At 64.5% G+C, this 16,736-nt stretch carries 17 protein-coding genes; 12 read left to right on the forward strand and 5 right to left on the reverse strand.

Annotated elements, in window-relative coordinates:
* Nucleotides 1-30 precede the first annotated feature (30 nt).
* The gene (locus tag NZ993_06815) at nucleotides 31-1,413 is read left to right on the forward strand and encodes an RtcB family protein (protein ID MCS7155500.1); all 1,383 of its coding nucleotides are present in this window, start codon (nucleotides 31-33) and stop codon (nucleotides 1,411-1,413) included.
* 6 nt (nucleotides 1,414-1,419) lie between these two features.
* Here NZ993_06815 and NZ993_06820 read toward each other — a convergent pair whose 3' ends face one another.
* The 5 genes from NZ993_06820 to NZ993_06840 all read right to left on the reverse strand — a co-directional run bounded on the left by NZ993_06820 (nucleotide 1,420) and on the right by NZ993_06840 (nucleotide 4,974).
* A complete protein-coding gene (locus tag NZ993_06820) occupies nucleotides 1,420-1,866 on the reverse strand; it encodes a CBS domain-containing protein (protein ID MCS7155501.1) in 447 nt (148 codons plus the stop codon).
* Between the two features lie 138 nt (nucleotides 1,867-2,004).
* The gene (locus NZ993_06825) at nucleotides 2,005-2,754 is read right to left on the reverse strand and encodes an SDR family oxidoreductase (protein MCS7155502.1); all 750 of its coding nucleotides are present in this window, start codon (nucleotides 2,752-2,754) and stop codon (nucleotides 2,005-2,007) included.
* A gap of 165 nt (nucleotides 2,755-2,919) precedes the next feature.
* Nucleotides 2,920-3,516 (reverse strand): DJ-1/PfpI family protein, encoded by a 597-nt coding sequence (locus NZ993_06830; protein ID MCS7155503.1) that lies wholly within the window; start codon nucleotides 3,514-3,516, stop codon nucleotides 2,920-2,922.
* A gap of 109 nt (nucleotides 3,517-3,625) precedes the next feature.
* Complete coding sequence (locus NZ993_06835) at nucleotides 3,626-4,063, reverse strand: SufE family protein (protein ID MCS7155504.1); 438 nt, start codon at nucleotides 4,061-4,063, stop codon at nucleotides 3,626-3,628.
* Nucleotides 4,064-4,107: 44 nt separating this feature from the next.
* Entirely contained in the window at nucleotides 4,108-4,974 is an 867-nt protein-coding gene (locus tag NZ993_06840; protein MCS7155505.1) for a sulfurtransferase, read from the reverse strand.
* 157 nt (nucleotides 4,975-5,131) lie between these two features.
* Between NZ993_06840 and proS the strand changes: the two genes are divergently transcribed.
* Genes proS through NZ993_06895 form a run of 11 tightly spaced genes read left to right on the forward strand, consistent with a single transcriptional unit; the run spans nucleotide 5,132 to nucleotide 16,715 of the window.
* Nucleotides 5,132-6,604, forward strand: a complete 1,473-nt coding sequence (gene proS / locus NZ993_06845; protein ID MCS7155506.1) for a proline--tRNA ligase — start codon at nucleotides 5,132-5,134, stop codon at nucleotides 6,602-6,604.
* 13 nt (nucleotides 6,605-6,617) lie between these two features.
* The gene (locus NZ993_06850) at nucleotides 6,618-8,114 is read left to right on the forward strand and encodes a hypothetical protein (protein MCS7155507.1); all 1,497 of its coding nucleotides are present in this window, start codon (nucleotides 6,618-6,620) and stop codon (nucleotides 8,112-8,114) included.
* 3 nt (nucleotides 8,115-8,117) lie between these two features.
* Nucleotides 8,118-9,062, forward strand: coding sequence for a histone deacetylase (locus tag NZ993_06855; GenBank protein ID MCS7155508.1), 945 nt, complete (start codon nucleotides 8,118-8,120; stop codon nucleotides 9,060-9,062).
* Nucleotides 9,059-9,868 (forward strand): MOSC N-terminal beta barrel domain-containing protein, encoded by an 810-nt coding sequence (locus NZ993_06860; protein MCS7155509.1) that lies wholly within the window; start codon nucleotides 9,059-9,061, stop codon nucleotides 9,866-9,868. Before NZ993_06855 ends, NZ993_06860 begins: the two co-directional genes overlap by 4 nt.
* Before the next feature lie 50 nt (nucleotides 9,869-9,918).
* On the forward strand, nucleotides 9,919-10,668 hold the full coding sequence (locus NZ993_06865; protein MCS7155510.1) for a 5'-nucleotidase C-terminal domain-containing protein: 750 nt from the start codon (nucleotides 9,919-9,921) through the stop codon (nucleotides 10,666-10,668).
* Between the two features lie 2 nt (nucleotides 10,669-10,670).
* Complete coding sequence (locus tag NZ993_06870; GenBank protein MCS7155511.1) at nucleotides 10,671-11,228, forward strand: TlpA family protein disulfide reductase; 558 nt, start codon at nucleotides 10,671-10,673, stop codon at nucleotides 11,226-11,228.
* On the forward strand, nucleotides 11,225-12,157 hold the full coding sequence (locus NZ993_06875) for a metallophosphatase (protein ID MCS7155512.1): 933 nt from the start codon (nucleotides 11,225-11,227) through the stop codon (nucleotides 12,155-12,157). The genes NZ993_06870 and NZ993_06875 overlap by 4 nt, the downstream gene beginning before the upstream one ends.
* A 2-nt stretch (nucleotides 12,158-12,159) precedes the next feature.
* The gene (gene queG, locus NZ993_06880; GenBank protein ID MCS7155513.1) at nucleotides 12,160-13,137 is read left to right on the forward strand and encodes a tRNA epoxyqueuosine(34) reductase QueG; all 978 of its coding nucleotides are present in this window, start codon (nucleotides 12,160-12,162) and stop codon (nucleotides 13,135-13,137) included.
* Nucleotides 13,138-13,142: 5 nt separating this feature from the next.
* Nucleotides 13,143-16,031 (forward strand): S8 family serine peptidase, encoded by a 2,889-nt coding sequence (locus NZ993_06885; GenBank protein ID MCS7155514.1) that lies wholly within the window; start codon nucleotides 13,143-13,145, stop codon nucleotides 16,029-16,031.
* 8 nt (nucleotides 16,032-16,039) lie between these two features.
* Nucleotides 16,040-16,375 carry a (2Fe-2S) ferredoxin domain-containing protein gene (locus NZ993_06890; protein ID MCS7155515.1) on the forward strand — a complete coding sequence of 112 codons (336 nt, stop codon included), beginning with the start codon at nucleotides 16,040-16,042 and terminating at the stop codon, nucleotides 16,373-16,375.
* A gap of 22 nt (nucleotides 16,376-16,397) precedes the next feature.
* Nucleotides 16,398-16,715, forward strand: a complete 318-nt coding sequence (locus NZ993_06895) for a PUR family DNA/RNA-binding protein (GenBank protein ID MCS7155516.1) — start codon at nucleotides 16,398-16,400, stop codon at nucleotides 16,713-16,715.
* The last annotated feature ends 21 nt before the right edge of the window (nucleotides 16,716-16,736 follow it).

The raw sequence follows: 16,736 nt of genomic DNA on the forward strand, positions 1-16,736 counted from the left end.
TGGGAGATCCCCACCACGTTTTGGGCCAAGATGCGCGTCCCGGCCCGGCTGTACGCCACGGAGCGCATCCTGGAACAGATCCTCGAGGACAAGTCCCTGGCCCAACTGGTCAACATGACCACCCTGCCGGGCGTGCTGCGGCACGCCATCGCCATGCCGGACGTGCACCAGGGCTACGGCTTTCCCGTAGGGGGGGTGTTGGCCACCGACGTCTCGGAGGGGGTCGTCTCCCCAGGCGGGGTCGGCTACGACATCAACTGCGGCGTTCGGTTGCTCCTTTCCGACATTCCCCGCCAGCACGTCGATGAGGCGCGCCTTACCCGACTCGTGGAGCGCCTAATGCGCACCATTCCGGTCGGAACCGGAGAGGGCAGCCCCATTACGCTCTCCAAAAAAGAACTCGACCGCGTGGCCCTCGAGGGCGCCCACTGGGCCGTGCGCCAAGGCTATGGGCTTCCGGAGGATCTGGAGCGTATCGAAGACGGAGGGCGCATGGAGGGAGCCGATCCGGAGGCCGTAAGCGAACGGGCCAGGGAGCGCGGCTACGTGCAGCTGGGCTCTTTGGGGTCCGGCAACCATTTTCTGGAGATCCAATACGTAGCCGAGATCTTCGACGAAGCCGCCGCACAGGCCTTTGGCCTGCATCGCGACCAAATGGTCGTGCTCATCCACTGCGGTTCCCGCGGATACGGGCATCAGATCTGCTCCGACTACGTCAAAACCGCCCTGCATGCGGCCTCCTCGAAGTACAAGATACAGCTCGTGGACCCCGAGCTGGCCTGTGTGCCGTTTCAGAGTCCGGAGGGGCAGGCCTATCATCGGGCCATGCGTTGCGCGATGAACTTCGCCTGGGCCAACCGAGAGGTGATCACGCACTTTACGCGCCAAGTTTGGCGCGAGCTTTTCGGGAACGCCGCCCAGCTGCGTCTGCTTTACGACGTCGTACACAACACGGCCAAGATCGAGACCTTCGAGCTCGATGGCCGGCGCCACCGAGCCGTCGTGCATCGCAAGGGCGCCACGCGCGCCCTGGGCCCCGGCCATCCCCTGACGCCAGCCGTCTACGCCGAAGTCGGACAGCCCGTCATCATCCCGGGCTCGATGGGCACCTCCTCATGGGTGCTCGTGGGACAGCAGCGCGACGATACGAACTTCTTCAACTCCACCTGCCACGGGGCCGGACGCCAGCTTTCGCGTCACCAGGCCAAAAAGCGGGTCTTCGGCTCCAACTTGGACCTGGTGGCCGTGCTGGCGCAGCAGGGGATCGTGGCCCGTAGCCAAAGCCGGGCTGGGCTGGCTGAAGAGGCCCCGTTCGCCTACAAAGACGTCGACGAGGTCGTGCGCGTTGTCGAACAAGCGGGCATGGCCCGCCGCGTGGCCCGGTTGCGGCCCCTGGGGGTGATCAAAGGCTAGCTGCCCCTAGGACAGCTTGGGGGGGTAGTAGAGGTATTCTTCCATCTGCCGCAGCACGAAGTCCTTTTCCGCCAGATCGTGCCACATGAGGTTGCGAATCGAAATCATCCCCACCAGCTTGCCCTCTTCTACGACCGGGATGTGCCGGCAGTTAAGCTGATGCATCTTGCGCACCACCGAGTCCACATCCTCATCGGCCTGCGCGACCACGACCTGCTCGGTCATGACCTCACGCACCCTCGTTGCGCGGGGGTCTTTACCGGGCGCGACGACGCGCTTAAGCAGATCGCGCTCGGTGAAGATCCCCACCAGCCGATTGTGCGCATCCAAAACGAGCACCGCCCCGACGTTATGCCGCGCCATCTGTTCGACGGCCTCTTGTACCGTGCTTTCGGGATGCACGCAATGCAGAGGGGCTCCCGGCTCGATGAGATGGCGCAATCGCTTGCCCATGATCGGCTCCTCCCATTAAAACTGCGATAAAAGAAAACGCCTGCTGGCTCCCGGCGCAAGTCGTTTCGCACGTGTAAACACGGCCGGCCCCGTTTTTCCGGGGCCGACCTTCTAGAGCGCTCAAGATCCCATAGCACGCTATTGCGCCATAAATCCCCCGTCAACGGGGAAAGCCACCCCGGTAACGAAGGAGGCCGCATCCGAGCACAGCCACAAAACAGCCTCTGCCACCTCTTCGGGGCGTCCTAAGCGTCCGATGGGCTCCATCGCCGCCAGCGATTGAGGATCTGGGCTAAAGCGCTCCACCATGGGCGTAAGAATAACGCCCGGACATACGGCGTTGATCCGGATGCCCTGCTGCGCGTACTCCAGGGCTGCGGTTTTTGTGAGTCCCACCACGCCGTGTTTGCTGGCTACATAAGCGGGGATGTTGGGGAACCCGACCAACCCGGCCACCGAGGCGGTGTTTACGATCGCCCCACCGCCCTGACGGAGCATGACGGGGATCTCGTATTTCATGCACAGCCAGACGCCTTTTAGGTTGATCGCCAGCACCCGATCCCAGTTTTCCTCCGTGCACTCGGCCGTCGAAGCCTGGGCACCCTCGATGCCCGCGTTGTTGAAGGCGCAATCCAAGCGCCCATAGGCCTCAAGGGTCCTTCGGATCAACTCCTGAACCTGCTGGGGATCGGAGACATCAGCCTGGATGAAGAGCGCCTCTCCACCCGCCTGTTGGATTTCGCTTACGGTCCTCTGTCCCCCTTCAACGGCCACATCCGAGACCACTACTTGCGCACCTGCGCGAGCGAATGCCAGGGCCGTCGCGCGGCCGATACCAGAGGCCCCGCCCGTGACCAGGGCCACCCGACCATGGAACAAAGCAGCCATGAGAGATCCTCCTATCTAGGGGTTAAAGATAAAAAAACAAAAAAGTTTTTAATTTGCCACACATCTTCCACTCACGAGGCGTCCCTCATTGCATTTTCACAAGGAAGGGCGTATCTCGGGTAGCATTGACCCCAAGGGAGCTCGGTTGCGGGCTAGGGCCTGCTTTCAGGCCGGTACGGCGCGCCGGTGTTCGATGCGCGTGCCCATCACCTCTAGGAACTTGGCCAACCACTGGGGATGAGCCGGCCAAGCGGGGGCCGTGACCAGGTTGTCGTCCACCACGGCCTGATCGGCGGGCACCTCTACGTACTCGCCTCCGGCCAGCCGAACCTCTGGGCCCACGGCCGGGTAGGCCGTCAGGCGCCGGCCCCGCACCGCATCGGCTGCCGTGAGCACCTGGATTCCGTGGCAGATCGCCGCGATCGGCTTCCGAGCGGCGGCGAAGTGTCGCACGATCTCAAGCACGCGCGCGTTTAGGCGGATGTACTCCGGCGCCCGGCCTCCGGCTATCACCAGGGCGTCGTATGCTTCGGGCTCGACCTCATCGAAGCTGTAGTTCAAGGTGAACTGATGGCCGGGCTTTTCGGAGTACGTCTGATCGCCCTCGAAATCGTGAATGGCCGTGCGGATTTTCTGCCCGGACCGCTTTCCGGGGCAGACGGCGTGCACGGTGTAGCCCACCATCTGCAGGGCCTGAAAGGGGACCATGACCTCGTAGTCTTCGGCGAAGTCCCCGACGAGCATGAGCACCTTGGGCGCCATGGCGCTTCCTCCTCGCCGCTTGGACAAACTTTACTATGCCGCCCCTCAAGGGAGGTTCCTTGAGCAATCTCCGTTCCGGACGTGCTCGCTAAGCGGACCTCGCATCGGGCTATGCGGAATCGGATTCCGCCAACTGGCGCTTGACCTCCGCCAGCAGGCGCCGGTAAATGGCCTCCAGACCCCGAGCGCGTTGCATGCCCAGGGCCTGAGCCAGGCCCAGCCGATGGAGCAGGTCAATCGGGGCGGACCAGATCTCCTGAGCCGGATGGCCGTCGAGGGCCTCTACGAGCAGCGCCACAAACCCCCGGACCGTGGGGGCTTCGCGGGGGGCGTCGGCATAGAGCCGGATGCGCTTCTCCGGATCCACTCGCACCCAGAGATAAACCGGCGACTGACACTCCGGAACGCGCGCCTGGGCGCGCGCGCTTGCCTGCTGAAGCTCTGTCGGAAGCGGAGGGAGGCGCTCCGAAAGATCCAGCAGGATGTCAAAGCGCATCCGATCGTCGCCGGATGCGAAGAGTCTGACGAACTCCTGAAGCGTGGGCATGGCGGGCCCTCCGAAGCCAAGAGCGGAGGCTGGCCCCTTTCGCGTTAGGAGCTCTGTCGGCCGGGGCCCTTCTCGATGGGCACCCCCACGAGGTTACCCCACTCGGTCCAGGAGCCGTCGTAGTTGCGCACGCGCTCAAAGCCCAACAGGTACCGGAGCACAAACCAAGTGTGGCTAGAGCGCTCCCCGATGCGGCAGTAGGTGATAACCTCCTCTTGCGGAGAGAGGCCCTGCTCTTGCAGGTAGAGCCGTTCGAGCTCCTCTCGGCTGCGGAAGGTGCCGTCCTCCCGCACGGCCCGGCTCCAGGGGACGTTCACGGCCCCAGGTATATGTCCAGCTCGTAGCGCGCCCTCCTGCGGATAGTCCGGCATGTGCGTCAGCTCCCCCGCGTACTCCTGCGGGGTGCGCACGTCCACAAGCGGTTTTCCGGCGCGCATGTGCGCCAGCACCTGATCCCGAAAGGCCCGAATCGACAGGTCCGGATCCTGCGCCACGTACGGGCGCGGCGCAAAGCTCGGGACCTCGCGCACCAGGGGCCGGCCCTCGGCGATCCACTTCTGCCGCCCGCCGTCCATGATGCGGCAATCCTTGTGGCCGAAGAGCTTAAAGACCCAAAAAGCGTAACAAGCCCACCAGTTGTTCTTATCCCCGTAGAAGACGACCGTCGTGTCGTTGCCGATGCCGAGCCGGCTGCAGAGGGCGGCGAAGCGCTCTTTGTCGATGTAGTCCCGCATGATGGGATCCTGCAGATCGCGCGTCCAATCGAGGTGCACGGCGTTCGGAATATGTCCGGTGTCGTAGAGCAGGATGTCCTCGTTGGACTCCACGATCCGGATTCGCGCGGTGTCGTGCATGTGCGCCGCTACCCATTCGGTTGAGACCAACGACTCAGGATGCGCATACGGTTTCATGTATCGCCTCCTTGGATAAACTTAGACTAAGTACGGACAATTTTACCTTTTGGGCTTGGGGGGAGTTCCGTTGCGTCCATAAGACGGGAGCGGCTAAATTCAAGCTTGGTTTCCTCACCGGTTCCTCACAGGTCCCCCGGAAATCCTCACAGCAACCATGGCTGAACGCATTACCCCTAGGGCGCAGGATTACGCGCAGTGGTACGTGGACGTGATCCGCCAGGCCAAGCTGGCCGATTACTCTCCTGTGCGCGGCTGCATGGTGATCCGTCCCAACGGATATGCGATCTGGGAGAAGATACGCGAGGTGCTCGACGGCATGTTTAAGGAGACCGGGCATCAGAACGCGTATTTCCCGCTTTTCATCCCCAAATCCTTCTTTAGCAAAGAGGCCGAGCACGTAGAGGGCTTTGCCAAGGAGTGCGCCATTGTAACGCATTCCCGGCTTCGGCTTTCGGCCGATGGCAGGGGGGTGGAGCCGGATCCCGATTCGCGCTTAGAGGAAGAGCTTATCGTGCGCCCCACCTCGGAGACGATCATCTGGGATACGTATCGGAACTGGATCCAGAGCTTTCGTGACTTGCCGATTTTGATCAACCAGTGGGCCAACGTGGTCCGATGGGAGATGCGCACGCGTCCGTTTTTGCGCACCATGGAGTTTCTCTGGCAGGAGGGGCATACGGCCCATGCCACGGCTGAGGAGGCGCTAGAGGAGACGCTGCGGATCTTGGATTTATATCGTCAGTTCGCCGAAGCGTACATGGCCATGCCCGTGTGGGTGGGCAAGAAGTCCGAGTCCGAGAAGTTCGCCGGCGCTGTCGAAACCTATACGCTTGAAGCCCTCATGCAGGACGGCCGCGCCCTGCAGGCGGGCACTTCACACTTTTTGGGGCAGAATTTCGCAAAAGCCTTTGATGTGACCTTTCAGGATCGGGACGGCCAACGCAAATACGTCTGGGCCACCAGCTGGGGGGTGTCCACGCGTTTAATCGGCGCGCTCATCATGACGCACTCCGATGATAACGGCTTGGTCCTGCCCCCTAAGCTTGCCCCCACGCACGTGGTGATCGTACCCGTTTGGCGGAGCGAACAGGAGCGCGCGGCCGTGCTCGAATACGGGGAGGGGATTCGACAGGAGCTCCGTCAGGCGGGTCTTAGCGTGCTGCTGGATACCGATGAGCAGCATACGCCGGGCTGGAAGTTTCACGAATACGAGGCACAGGGGGTGCCTGTGCGCGTGGTCGTCGGACCGCGCGATCTCAAACAGGAGCAGGCCGAGGTAGTTCGGCGCGATACGCGGGAGAAAAGCACGGTCCCCCGCGGTCAGCTCGCCTCCTACGTTCGGGAGCTACTGGAGGACATCCAACGCGCGCTCTTTGCTCGGGCTCTGGCTTTTCGCGAGGCGCATACCCATCGGGTGGAAACTTATGAGGAGTTTCGGGAAAGAATCGAGGCCGGCGGCTTTATTTTGGCCCGCTGGGATGGGGATCCCGAGATCGAAGCCCGCATCAAGGAGGAAACCAAAGCCACGATCCGGTGTATTCCTCTAGAAGCCATCGAAGATCCGGGGCCGGCTCTGATCTCCGGCCGGCCCGTCCGTTATCGGGTGGTGTTTGCGCGAGCCTACTAGGGGCGAGCAGGTCATGGTGTCGTTTTCGCTGGAGGCCATCAGCCGTCAGCTGGAGCGCTTCGCCGCTGAGTTGGGCCGGGAATACTACCTATCCGGCTCCGGGCAGAAGGAGCAGGCCGAGCTTGTGCCCATCTTTGAGCGCTACGCCGAGTTATGGCGTCCGGAGGCCTTGGAACGTCTACGGGAGCTGAGCCAGGGGCTGTCCTCGCAGGAGGAGGCCCGGGAGGCCCGCTACTTAGCCTTGGATCTATTGGGGAGCTTGGTCTCGCATGAGCTCCGAGCCGATCTAGAGGCCTTGGAGAACGCCGAGCTGCGCGCCGAAATCCGCCTGCCCGATGGGCGCAGCCTGTCGTATCGACAGGCTGCCGTGGCCCTGGTCAACGAGCCCGAGCGCAACCGGCGCCGGCAGCTGTATCGGGCCCGCCTAGAGGTAACCGCGCAGCTAAACCCCCTGCGCATCGCCCTGCATCGGCGCACGCATGAGCTTGTGGAGGCCCTATGGGGAGCCCCCCTGCTTGAGGCCCTAGAGGAGCTGCGCGGTCACGACGCGCGCACGCTGCGGCAAAAGCTAGAGCGCTTCGCTGAGGAAACCGAGGACATGTACCGGGAGCTTTTGTCCTGGTATGTCGGAAAAAGGCTCGGCCTGGAGCTAGCCCAACTGGAACGGCATGATTTGGCCCATCTGCTGCGGGGCCACCAGTACGACTCCTACTTTCCGGCGGAGCGGCTCTGGGAGAGCGCGCGGCGTTTTGTGCGCGCCATGGGGCTTGATGAGACCGCCGGCGGCCGGGTGCGCCTGGACCTGGAGGCCCGTCCCCGCAAAAGCCCGCGCGCCTTCTGCGTCCCAGTCCGGGTTCCGGAGGAGATCTATCTGGTCATTATGCCCCATGGCGGCGTGGAAGATTACGAGGCCTTGCTGCACGAGCTTGGACACGCCTTGCATTTCGGCTACACGCGGTCTGATCTGCCGTATGCTTTCCGCATGCTCGGAGACAACTCCGTAACGGAAGGCTTCGCGATGACGTTCGATCAGCTCGTACAAGAGCCCATTTGGCTGCGCAAGGTCGTGGGGGTTGAGCGGTCCGAGGAGGTGGCCCGCTTCCTGTTGTTTCAGGAGCTCGCGTTGCTGCGCCGCTACGCGGGCAAAATCGCCTACGAGCTGGAGCTGCACGCTCGTCGAGGCGATGTGGGGGGCATGCCCGAGCGTTATACCGCCCTTTTGGGGCGGCATACGCTTGTGGCTTACGCGCCGGAGGATTTCCTGGCCGACGTAGACGGCTTTCTGTACATTACCCACTACCTGCGGGCCTGGATGTTCGCCGCCCAGCTGCGGCAGTATCTGGTGGAGACCTTCGATGAGGACTGGTACTTAAACCCCCGCACTGGCTCTTTTCTGCGCTCCTGGTGGGAGTGGGGCCAGCGGTACACGGCCGAGGAGCTGCTGGCTCAGATCGGAGGCTCCCTGGAGCTCACCCCCTTGGTGCGGCGCTTGCATGAAGCGTTCGCCTAAAGCATGGCCACGGCCTTTGTGTACGACCCCCGGTATCTGGAGCATGATCCGGGTCCGGGTCATCCGGAACGCCCCGATCGGCTGCGCGCCATATTGGGTCATCTCAAGAAAGGCCCCTTGTGGCCGGCTCTTGAGCCGATCCAACCGGATCCCGCTGAGCGCGCGTGGGTGGAGCGCGTGCACCCGCCGGAGTACCTGGCTCGTCTTGAGGCCTTCTGCCAGGCCGGAGGCGGGCACTTGGACCCCGACACGGTCGCGGGGCCCGAAAGCCTGCGGGTTGCGCTCCTAGCCGCCGGCGGCGTTATAGCCGCCTGCGATGCCGTGCTCTCCGGACGCGTCCGGAACGCCTTCTGCGCCGTACGGCCGCCTGGACATCACGCCGAGCGGGCTCGCGCAATGGGCTTTTGCCTGCTTAACAACGTCGCCATCGGGGCCCGTTACCTGCAGCATCGCTGGGGTCTGGAGCGCATGGCGATCGTCGACTGGGACGTGCATCACGGAAACGGCACGCAGGAGATCTTCTACGAGGATCCTTCGGTGCTCTTCATAAGCCTGCACCAGCATCCGCTCTATCCGGGCACGGGGTCGCGCCAAGAGCGCGGCCGCGGGCCGGGGGAGGGCTACACCCTGAATATCCCGTTGCCGCCCGGCTCCGATGATGCGGTCTATGAGCGCGCCTTCCTTGAAGAGGTGCTGCCCGCCCTGGATCGCTTCCGACCAGAAGCCCTGCTGATTTCGGCCGGCTTCGACGCCCATCGGCTCGATCCCCTGGCGCAGCAGCGCCTAAGCGAGGCCGGATTTCGCCGCATGGCGGAGCTGCTCTGGGATGTCGCCCGGCGGTATGCCGGAGGGCGCCTGATCGCCGTCCTGGAGGGTGGCTATCACCTGGAGGCCCTGGCCCGGAGCGTAGAGGCCTGTTTGGAGGTCTGGACCCGGAAGGAGACATGAGCGCCGAAGCGCGTCTTGCGGCCCTGTACGTTTACCCCGTAAAGTCCTGCCGGGGTTTTGCCGTCGAAGCTTGGACTGTGGAGGAGAGGGGGCTAGCCCACGATCGGCGCTGGATGTGGGTCGGGCCCCAGGGGCGCGCGCTCACGCAACGCGAACTTCCCAAGATGGCCCTCATAAGTGTTGCGCTCACCGAAGAGGCGCTGCAGTTGGCCTACCCGGGCCGGGAGCCTTTGTGGGTGCCGCTAGAGCCCGGCCAGAGGGCTCGGTGGTGTATTGTGCGGCTCTGGAACGAGGAGCTTCGCCTGCTCGACCTGGGTCCAGAGCCCGCTCGGTGGTTCGCCTCGGCCCTCGGTCAAGAGGCCCGATTGGTTTTTCAGCCCCGAGAGAGCCACCGACCCCTGGATGCGCGTTACGGAAGGCCCGGCGAAGGGGTAAGTCTGGCCGATGGCTATCCGATACTGCTGCTCAGCGAGGCCTCCCTGGAAGCGCTTAACGCGCTCTTAGAGCGCCCGGTCTCCGTTCTGCGGTTTCGCCCCAACCTCGTCTTCGCCGGCGTCGAACCGTTTGCGGAGGACACCTGGTCCTGGGTGCGGCTGGGCTCTGTCCGCCTGCGCCTGGTCAAGCCCTGCAGCCGCTGTCTAGTCCCCTCCATCGACCCCGAAAGCGGCTGCTTGGAGCCCGAGCCCCTGCGCACGCTGGCGAGCTTTCGGCTCCGTCAAGGTCGGATTTGGCTGGGCCAAAACGCCGTGCCCGAAACGACCGGGCCCGTGTGGGCGGGGCAGCGGGCCGAGCTCGGCTTGCGCTAGGGCTTGATTGGGTTGTACATGAGCCTCCATCTTGACCCGAGGTGCATCGTATGCGCACGCCGCCGATCGCCTTAGCGGGCCTGCTGTTTCTGGGGCTAGGCTGTGCGGCCCCTAAGGAGCTGCGCTGGACCCCTGAGGCGCGCTTTTTCGTTCTGGATTCCTCGGTTCCGGCCGATTCGGCCCTTCAGCTGCTGCTGGCCCCGTATAAACGGATCTACGATTCCGCAACGGGCCTCGTGATCGGCTACGCGCCCCAGACGCTTATGCGCGGGCAGCCAGAGGGGCCGCTGGGCAACTTCGTGGCCGATCTAATGCTCCAATGGGCCCAAGAGCGTTGGGGAGGCCGCGTACAGGTGGCCCTCACCAACAACGGAGGGCTGCGCGCACCCCTTTTTGCTGGACCCATCACCGTGGGGGCGATCTACGAGCTGATGCCCTTTGAGAACACCATGACCCGCCTGGAGCTGACCGGAGAGCAGCTGATGCGGCTCGCCGATCGCCTGGCCGAGCAGGGCGGGCAGCCCATTAGCGGGATGAGCTTCCGGATCCGGGAGCGTCGGGCCGAGGAGGTGCGCGTCCAGGGGGAAGCGGTGCGGCCCGAGGGCCGCTACGGGCTTGTGACCACGAACTTCGTCGCCGACGGCGGCGACGGTATCCTAAGCCCCGTAGGGGCGCCTCTAGAGCGAGAGGATACGACGACGCTTCTGCGCGAGCTCATTTTGGCGCACATCCGGACGCTTACGGCTCAGGGCCGACACGTGGAGGCCCGCATCGACGGGCGCATACGGCGGGAGCAGTAGCCATGAAGCGCAAGTTAGCTCGGGTCTTTGCCGTCGTGGCCGCGATCGCGTTGGGCTTTCTTGTCGGAGGCGGGCTGCGCTCGCTTCGCTTCGGGGCGGAGTCTGCCTCCGAGGCGCGGAGCGCTACCGGCAAACCCGCCCCGGAGTTGGTCTTTGAGCTCCTAGACGGCTCCGGCTCAGCTCAATTGTCCGACTTTCGCGGCCGGGCCGTGCTGCTCAACTTCTGGGCCACCTGGTGTCCTCCGTGTCGGGCCGAACTGCCCGCCCTCAATCGGCTGCAGCGCGAACTAGCCCCTCAAGGGCTTCTGGTGCTGGCTATCTCGGATGAGGATCCGGAGCAGCTCCGGCGTTTTATGGCCGAGCTTCCGGAGCAGGCCATCCGATACGGTTTTCTGGGTCGCATTCCGGAGGTGGCTCCTTTTAATCTGGCCCTGCGCTATCGGCCCGTGACGGTGGTGGTGGACCCCGAGGGCGTTGTGCGCGAGGTGATCTTGGGCGCGCAGAGCCTGGAGGCGTTCCGGCAGAAGGTCGCGCCGTATTTGCCGAGGAGGGCATCATGAACCGGCGTGCGTTCTTGGACAAGGCCCTTCGGGGCGGAATGGGCGCATGGCTCATGACGCAGGCCTGGGCCCGCTGGGCCGAGGCCCGGGCCTTCAGGCGCATCGTGATCCTGCACACCAACGACGTGCACTCCCGCATCGAGCCGTTTCCGGAGAACGCTGGGCCGATGGCCGGTTTAGGGGGCGCGGCGCGGCGCGCCACGCTCGTGCGCCGGCTTCGGGCCCAGGAGCCGCACCTGTTGCTGGTGGACGCCGGGGATATCTTCCAAGGCACGGCCTACTTCAACCTCTTTCGCGGTGAGCTCGACTTCCGAACGATGAGCGCCATCGGCTACGACCTGGCCACCTTGGGCAATCACGACTTCGATCTCGGCGTTGAGGGCCTGCTGCGCGCCCTGGAGCACGCCCGATTTGGGTTCCTATCGGCCAACTACCGCTTTGAAAGCGCTGAGCTGCGCGCGGCCGTGCGGCCTTATGCGGTGCGCGAGCTGGCCGGCGTTCGGGTGGGCCTAATCGGCGTGGGCATCGACCTGGAGGGCCTGCTGCCGGCCCCGCTGCGGGCTGGGGTGCGCTACGAGGATCCGGTTCCGATCGTGCGCGAACTCGTAGCACACCTGCGCCGACGGGAGCGTTCTCATCTGGTGGTGGTGCTCTCGCATTTGGGCTACGAGTACTCCTCGCCGCGCATTGACGACGTCAAACTGGCCCGCGCCGTTCCGGGCATCGACCTCATCATCGGGGGGCATACGCACACGTTCCTGGATGCCCCGCGCGTGATAGAACACGAGCATGAGCCGCCCACTTGGATCGTGCAGGCCGGTTGGGGCGGGGTCCGGCTGGGGCGCGTGGATTTCGTTTTCGATGCGCAAGGCCGTCTTGTGCGCCGCCTGGCCCTGGGGTACACGCTCGATGGCCGCTGGAGTGCGTAGCCATGGCATATGCTCGGGCTTGGGTCGAGGAGCTTACCCGGGCGCTTCAGAAGCGTGCAGCGGAGCTGGGCTTTGAGGCCTGCCGCATAGCGCGCGCCGAGCGTCTCGATGAAGAGGCTACACGCCTAGAGGCCTGGCTTAAGGCCGGCATGCACGCCTCCATGAGTTGGATGGAGCGCCATTTCGAGCTGCGCGTCGACCCGAGTCGCCTTCTGGAGGGCGCCCGATCCGTGATCTGTGTGCTGCATTCCTATTACGTTCCCCTTCAGCCCAACGCCCGGCCCCAAGTGGGCCGCATTGCGCGCTACGCCTGGGGGGATGATTATCACGAGGTCCTCAAGGACAAGCTCTGGGAGCTCTTCGCCTTCCTGGAGGAGCGCGTTCCGGGCGTGCGCGGCCGCGCCTTCGTGGACAGCGGCCCGGTTCTGGAGAAGGCCTGGGCTGTGCGCTCCGGGTTGGGTTGGCAGGGCAAGAACAGCAACATCCTGCATCCGCGCCTGGGCTCCTACTTTTTCCTGGGGGTGCTCATCGTGGATGTGGAGCTCCTCTACGATGGGCCGATCCCGGATCACTGCGGTCGGTGTTCCCGCTGCATAGAGGCTTGTCCCACGCAGGCGATCGTGGCTCCCTCGGTGGTGGACGCCCGGCGCTGTATCTCGTACTGGACGATCGAGCACCGCGGCGAGACGATCGATCCCGAGGTAGCCAAACGCATGGGCTCCTGGATTTTCGGCTGCGACATCTGCCAGGAGGTATGCCCCTGGAACAAGTTCGCCCAGGCGACCCGGGAGCCGCGCCTGATGCCCCGGCCCGGTATCGCGGATACGACCTTGCAGGAGTGGGCGGAGCTGGACCTGGAGGCGTACCGAAAGCGCTTCGCCAAAAGCGCCGTCAAACGGGCCAAGTTCGCCGGCTTTCAACGCAACGTGCGCACCGTCTTGCAGGTGCGCCAACGCGAGCAGGTGACGGAAAACGGCTAAGGGATATGCGAGGCGGGCTGCTTCTATTCTGCGGGCTGTTGGGCCTTTGCGCTTTGCCCCTCGAAACCTATGCCGGCGGAGGTCCGATACGTTTGGGCTCCTATGAGCCGGGCTTGGTTGTGGTGCGCTTCCGGGAGGTATGGCCCCGCTACCGGGCCTCGGTTGTGAGCGCCGGCTCTTGGTACGTAGATGAGCTCATGCGGCCCTACGGTCTTTTGGGCGCCGAGCCGGCCTTCCCTTATAGCCCCGAGCCCGCACCTGAGGCCCAGGCGCTCAATTGCATCGTGCTTATCCGCTACGCCGCCTCTGTGGATCCGGAGCGTGTGGCCGCCCGATTGCGTCAGCTGCCCGAGGTGCTCTACGCCGAACCTTATCCCGTGTACCGCGTGGCCTTTGTGCCCAACGATCCCCGCTATGGAGAGCCGGGGCAGGCCTATTTGCGGGCCATCGGGGCCGAGGAGGCGTGGGATGTTTCGCGCGGGGATGCGCGCATCACGGTCGCCATCGTGGATACGGGCGTGGACCTACAGCATCCGGATCTTAGGCCCAATCTCTGGATGAACCCTCGCGAGGTCCCCAACAACGGCATCGACGACGACAGAAACGGCTACGTCGACGACGTATACGGCTGGGACTTTGCCGGAGACGACCCCAACAACCCGGGCCGGGCCGATAACAATCCCAGCGCTATTCAGAACGCGCACGGCACACACGTGGCGGGGCTTGCCTCGGCGGCCACGCACAACGGAATCGGCGTGGCCAGCATCGGATTTTCCTGCCGCATCATGGCCGTTAAGGTGAGCGTGGGGGCCGGCCCGGAGGCCGGGCTCATCCGCTACGGCTACCACGGCATCCGATATGCGGCCGATAACGGTGCGCAGGTCATCAATTGCAGCTGGGGCGGAGAGGGCTACAGCCAATTCGGCGCCGACGTCGTCGCTTACGCCCGCTCCAGGGGTGCCCTGGTCGTCGCGGCCGCGGGCAACAGCGGCACAACACAGCCCTTTTATCCGGCCGCCTACGAGGGCGTCTTGGCCGTGGCCGCGACGGTGGCCAACCCGGCCTTGAGCGGCTTCGATCAGCGCGCCTCCTTCTCCAACTACGGCTTCTGGGTGGACGTCTCCGCCCCCGGCACGAGCCTCCTTAGCACCTGGATCGGCGGAGGCTACGCCACCTCCTCGGGCACCTCCATGGCCTCCCCGGTGGCGGCGGGGCTGGTGGCCCTGGTTTTGGCTGCGCGCCCGGAGCTGAGCCCCGAACAGGCTGGTGAGCAGGTGCGCGTAACGGCGCGCGATATCGGCCCTCAAAACCCCGGATTCGCGTATCAGCTCGGCTACGGCCGCGTCGACGCCCGCCGAGCGCTTTCGGAGCGCCGGCCCGCCATACGGCTGCTTGAATACCGCTTGCAGGAGGCGATCGGAAACGGCGACGGCATTCCGAATCAGGGCGAGGAGCTGCAGCTCCAACTGCGGCTGCGCAATCTGCTGGAGCCGGCCAGAGGGGTGCGCCTGCGCCTGGAGCCCCTAGATGGCCTTACGCAACCGCTGCGGGCTGAGCTCAGCGTGGGGGATCTGGCCACCGGCTCGGCGTCACAGGCCGAGGGCCTGCGTCTGCGCGTGCGTTCGGAGGCGCCCAACGGGTCCGAAGCGCAGCTTTTGCTGTTCATCGAAGACGCCTCGGGCTATCGGGATTGGGTCGCGTTGCGCTTTGAGATCACCCCCACGTATCGCACCCTGGCGATGGGCCTTGTTGAGGTCACGATCACGGGCGAGGGCAACATCGGCTTTGCCGATTTCCCCGACAACTTCAAGGGCAAGGGGTTTCGGTTTCTCTCCCGGCCTGATGCGCCGAATGTGCTCTTCGAAGGCGGGCTTCTGCTGGCCGTGGACTCCACGCGTTTGGTCGACGTGGTGCGCTCCGGTCCCAACACGGCCAAGCGGGACTTCCGGATGCTGCTGCCCGTGCAGATCCTCGAGGCCGTTTATGGAGCCGACCTATATGGGCGCACGGAGTTCGATGACGCCCAGGCCTCCTTGAGGCGTCAGCTGCGGGTGCGCGTGCGCAAGGAGGCCTTTCTCTGGAGGAGCCCTCCGTTGGATCAGGGGCTGCTTGTGCGCTACGAGATCGCCAACACGGGATCGGACACCCTGCGCGGGCTCCGGATAGGCTGGTTTTTTGACTGGGATATCAGCCCAAACGGGCAGACCGACTCAACGGGCTACGATCCTGAGGGGCGCCTGCTCTGGGTGCGGGGCATGGTGGGCAGCCCCACCCGGGACTGGTTCGCCGTGGCCACCGATCAGGCTCCGGCCGGAGCGTATCTAATCGACAACGCCGGCGCTCGAACGCCTATTGGGATCTACGACGGCTTTTCAGACGGAGAGAAATGGCGCGCCTTAAGTTCCGGCATCGCAACCGACAGGGTCTGGGATACGGACGTCTCCCACGTCTTGAGCCTAGCGCCCCGAACGCTTGCACCGGGTGCCTCTACGACGGCTCTTTTGATTTTGGCTGCAGGCCGCACGCTTGAGGAGGCCCGAGCCGTGGTCGAGACCATCAGGGCCCGCTCCCGGAGCCTGGCCCCCGTGGGATGGCCGAAAGATCCGGAGCGGCCCGTTCGGACCCGCATCCGGGCCCTTTATCCGCATCCCGCCACACATCGGGTGGTTCTCGAGGGAGATGCCGGGCAGGCTGGCTATTACTCCTGGCGTCTATACGACGTTTTGGGCCGCCAGCTGCAGGTGAGCCCGTCTTGGTGGCTAGAGCCTGGGCGTTTCCGCTGGGAGATCCCGCTAGAGGATCTGGCTCCAGGCTGGTACTGGATTCGGATTTTCGAGGGGGAGCGGCCGACTGATCTGCGGGCTGTGCTCAAGATCACCCCGGGAGGGCGGTAAGGGTGGGCATGCCGTATCGGAAGCTCGTTTTCGTCTGCGTCAACCAGCGTCCGGAGGAGAGCCCTAAGCGGTCCTGCGGCCGAAACGGCGCGCAGGCGCTGCTTACGGCCCTGCAGGCGGCCTGTCGGGAACTAGGGCTTGCGGACGTCAAGGTGGTCATGAGCGGCTGCCTGGGGCCTTGCGAACAGGGCAACACGGCCGTAGTGTTCCCGGACAACGTCTGGTACGGACATCTCGAAGCGGCCGACGCCTACCGGATCGCGGCTGAACATCTGGCTCGAGGACGACCCTTGGAAGAACGTCGGATGCGCGGCGTCTTAGAGGACCCCGGCGCGTCCGGCTAGGGGTTGTCCAGGCGCGCCCAGCGTGCGTATACTATCTCCGCAGCACAGGGAGGAGCTAGTCATGGCCGGGCCAGGCGGGGATGAGGTGTACTCTCGGAGGATTCGGGCGGGAAGACGGACGTATTACCTGGACGTGCGGGCTATGCGCACCACGCCCGATTACTACATCACCATCACGGAATCCAAACGCGCCGACAACGGCCAGCTCGAAAAGCACAAGATCTTCCTATACAAAGAGGATTTTACCAAGTTTAGGGCCGCCCTAGATGACGTGATCGCCTACGTCGAAGAGCGCCTGCGCAATCAGACCCTTTCCGGATCCTCCGCTCCCTTTTCTTGACTCTGCTTTGAGGTGGGCCGT

The organism is Bacteroidota bacterium, from assembly GCA_025059945.1.
GTDB lineage: Bacteria > Bacteroidota > Rhodothermia > JANXDC01 > JANXDC01 > JANXDC01.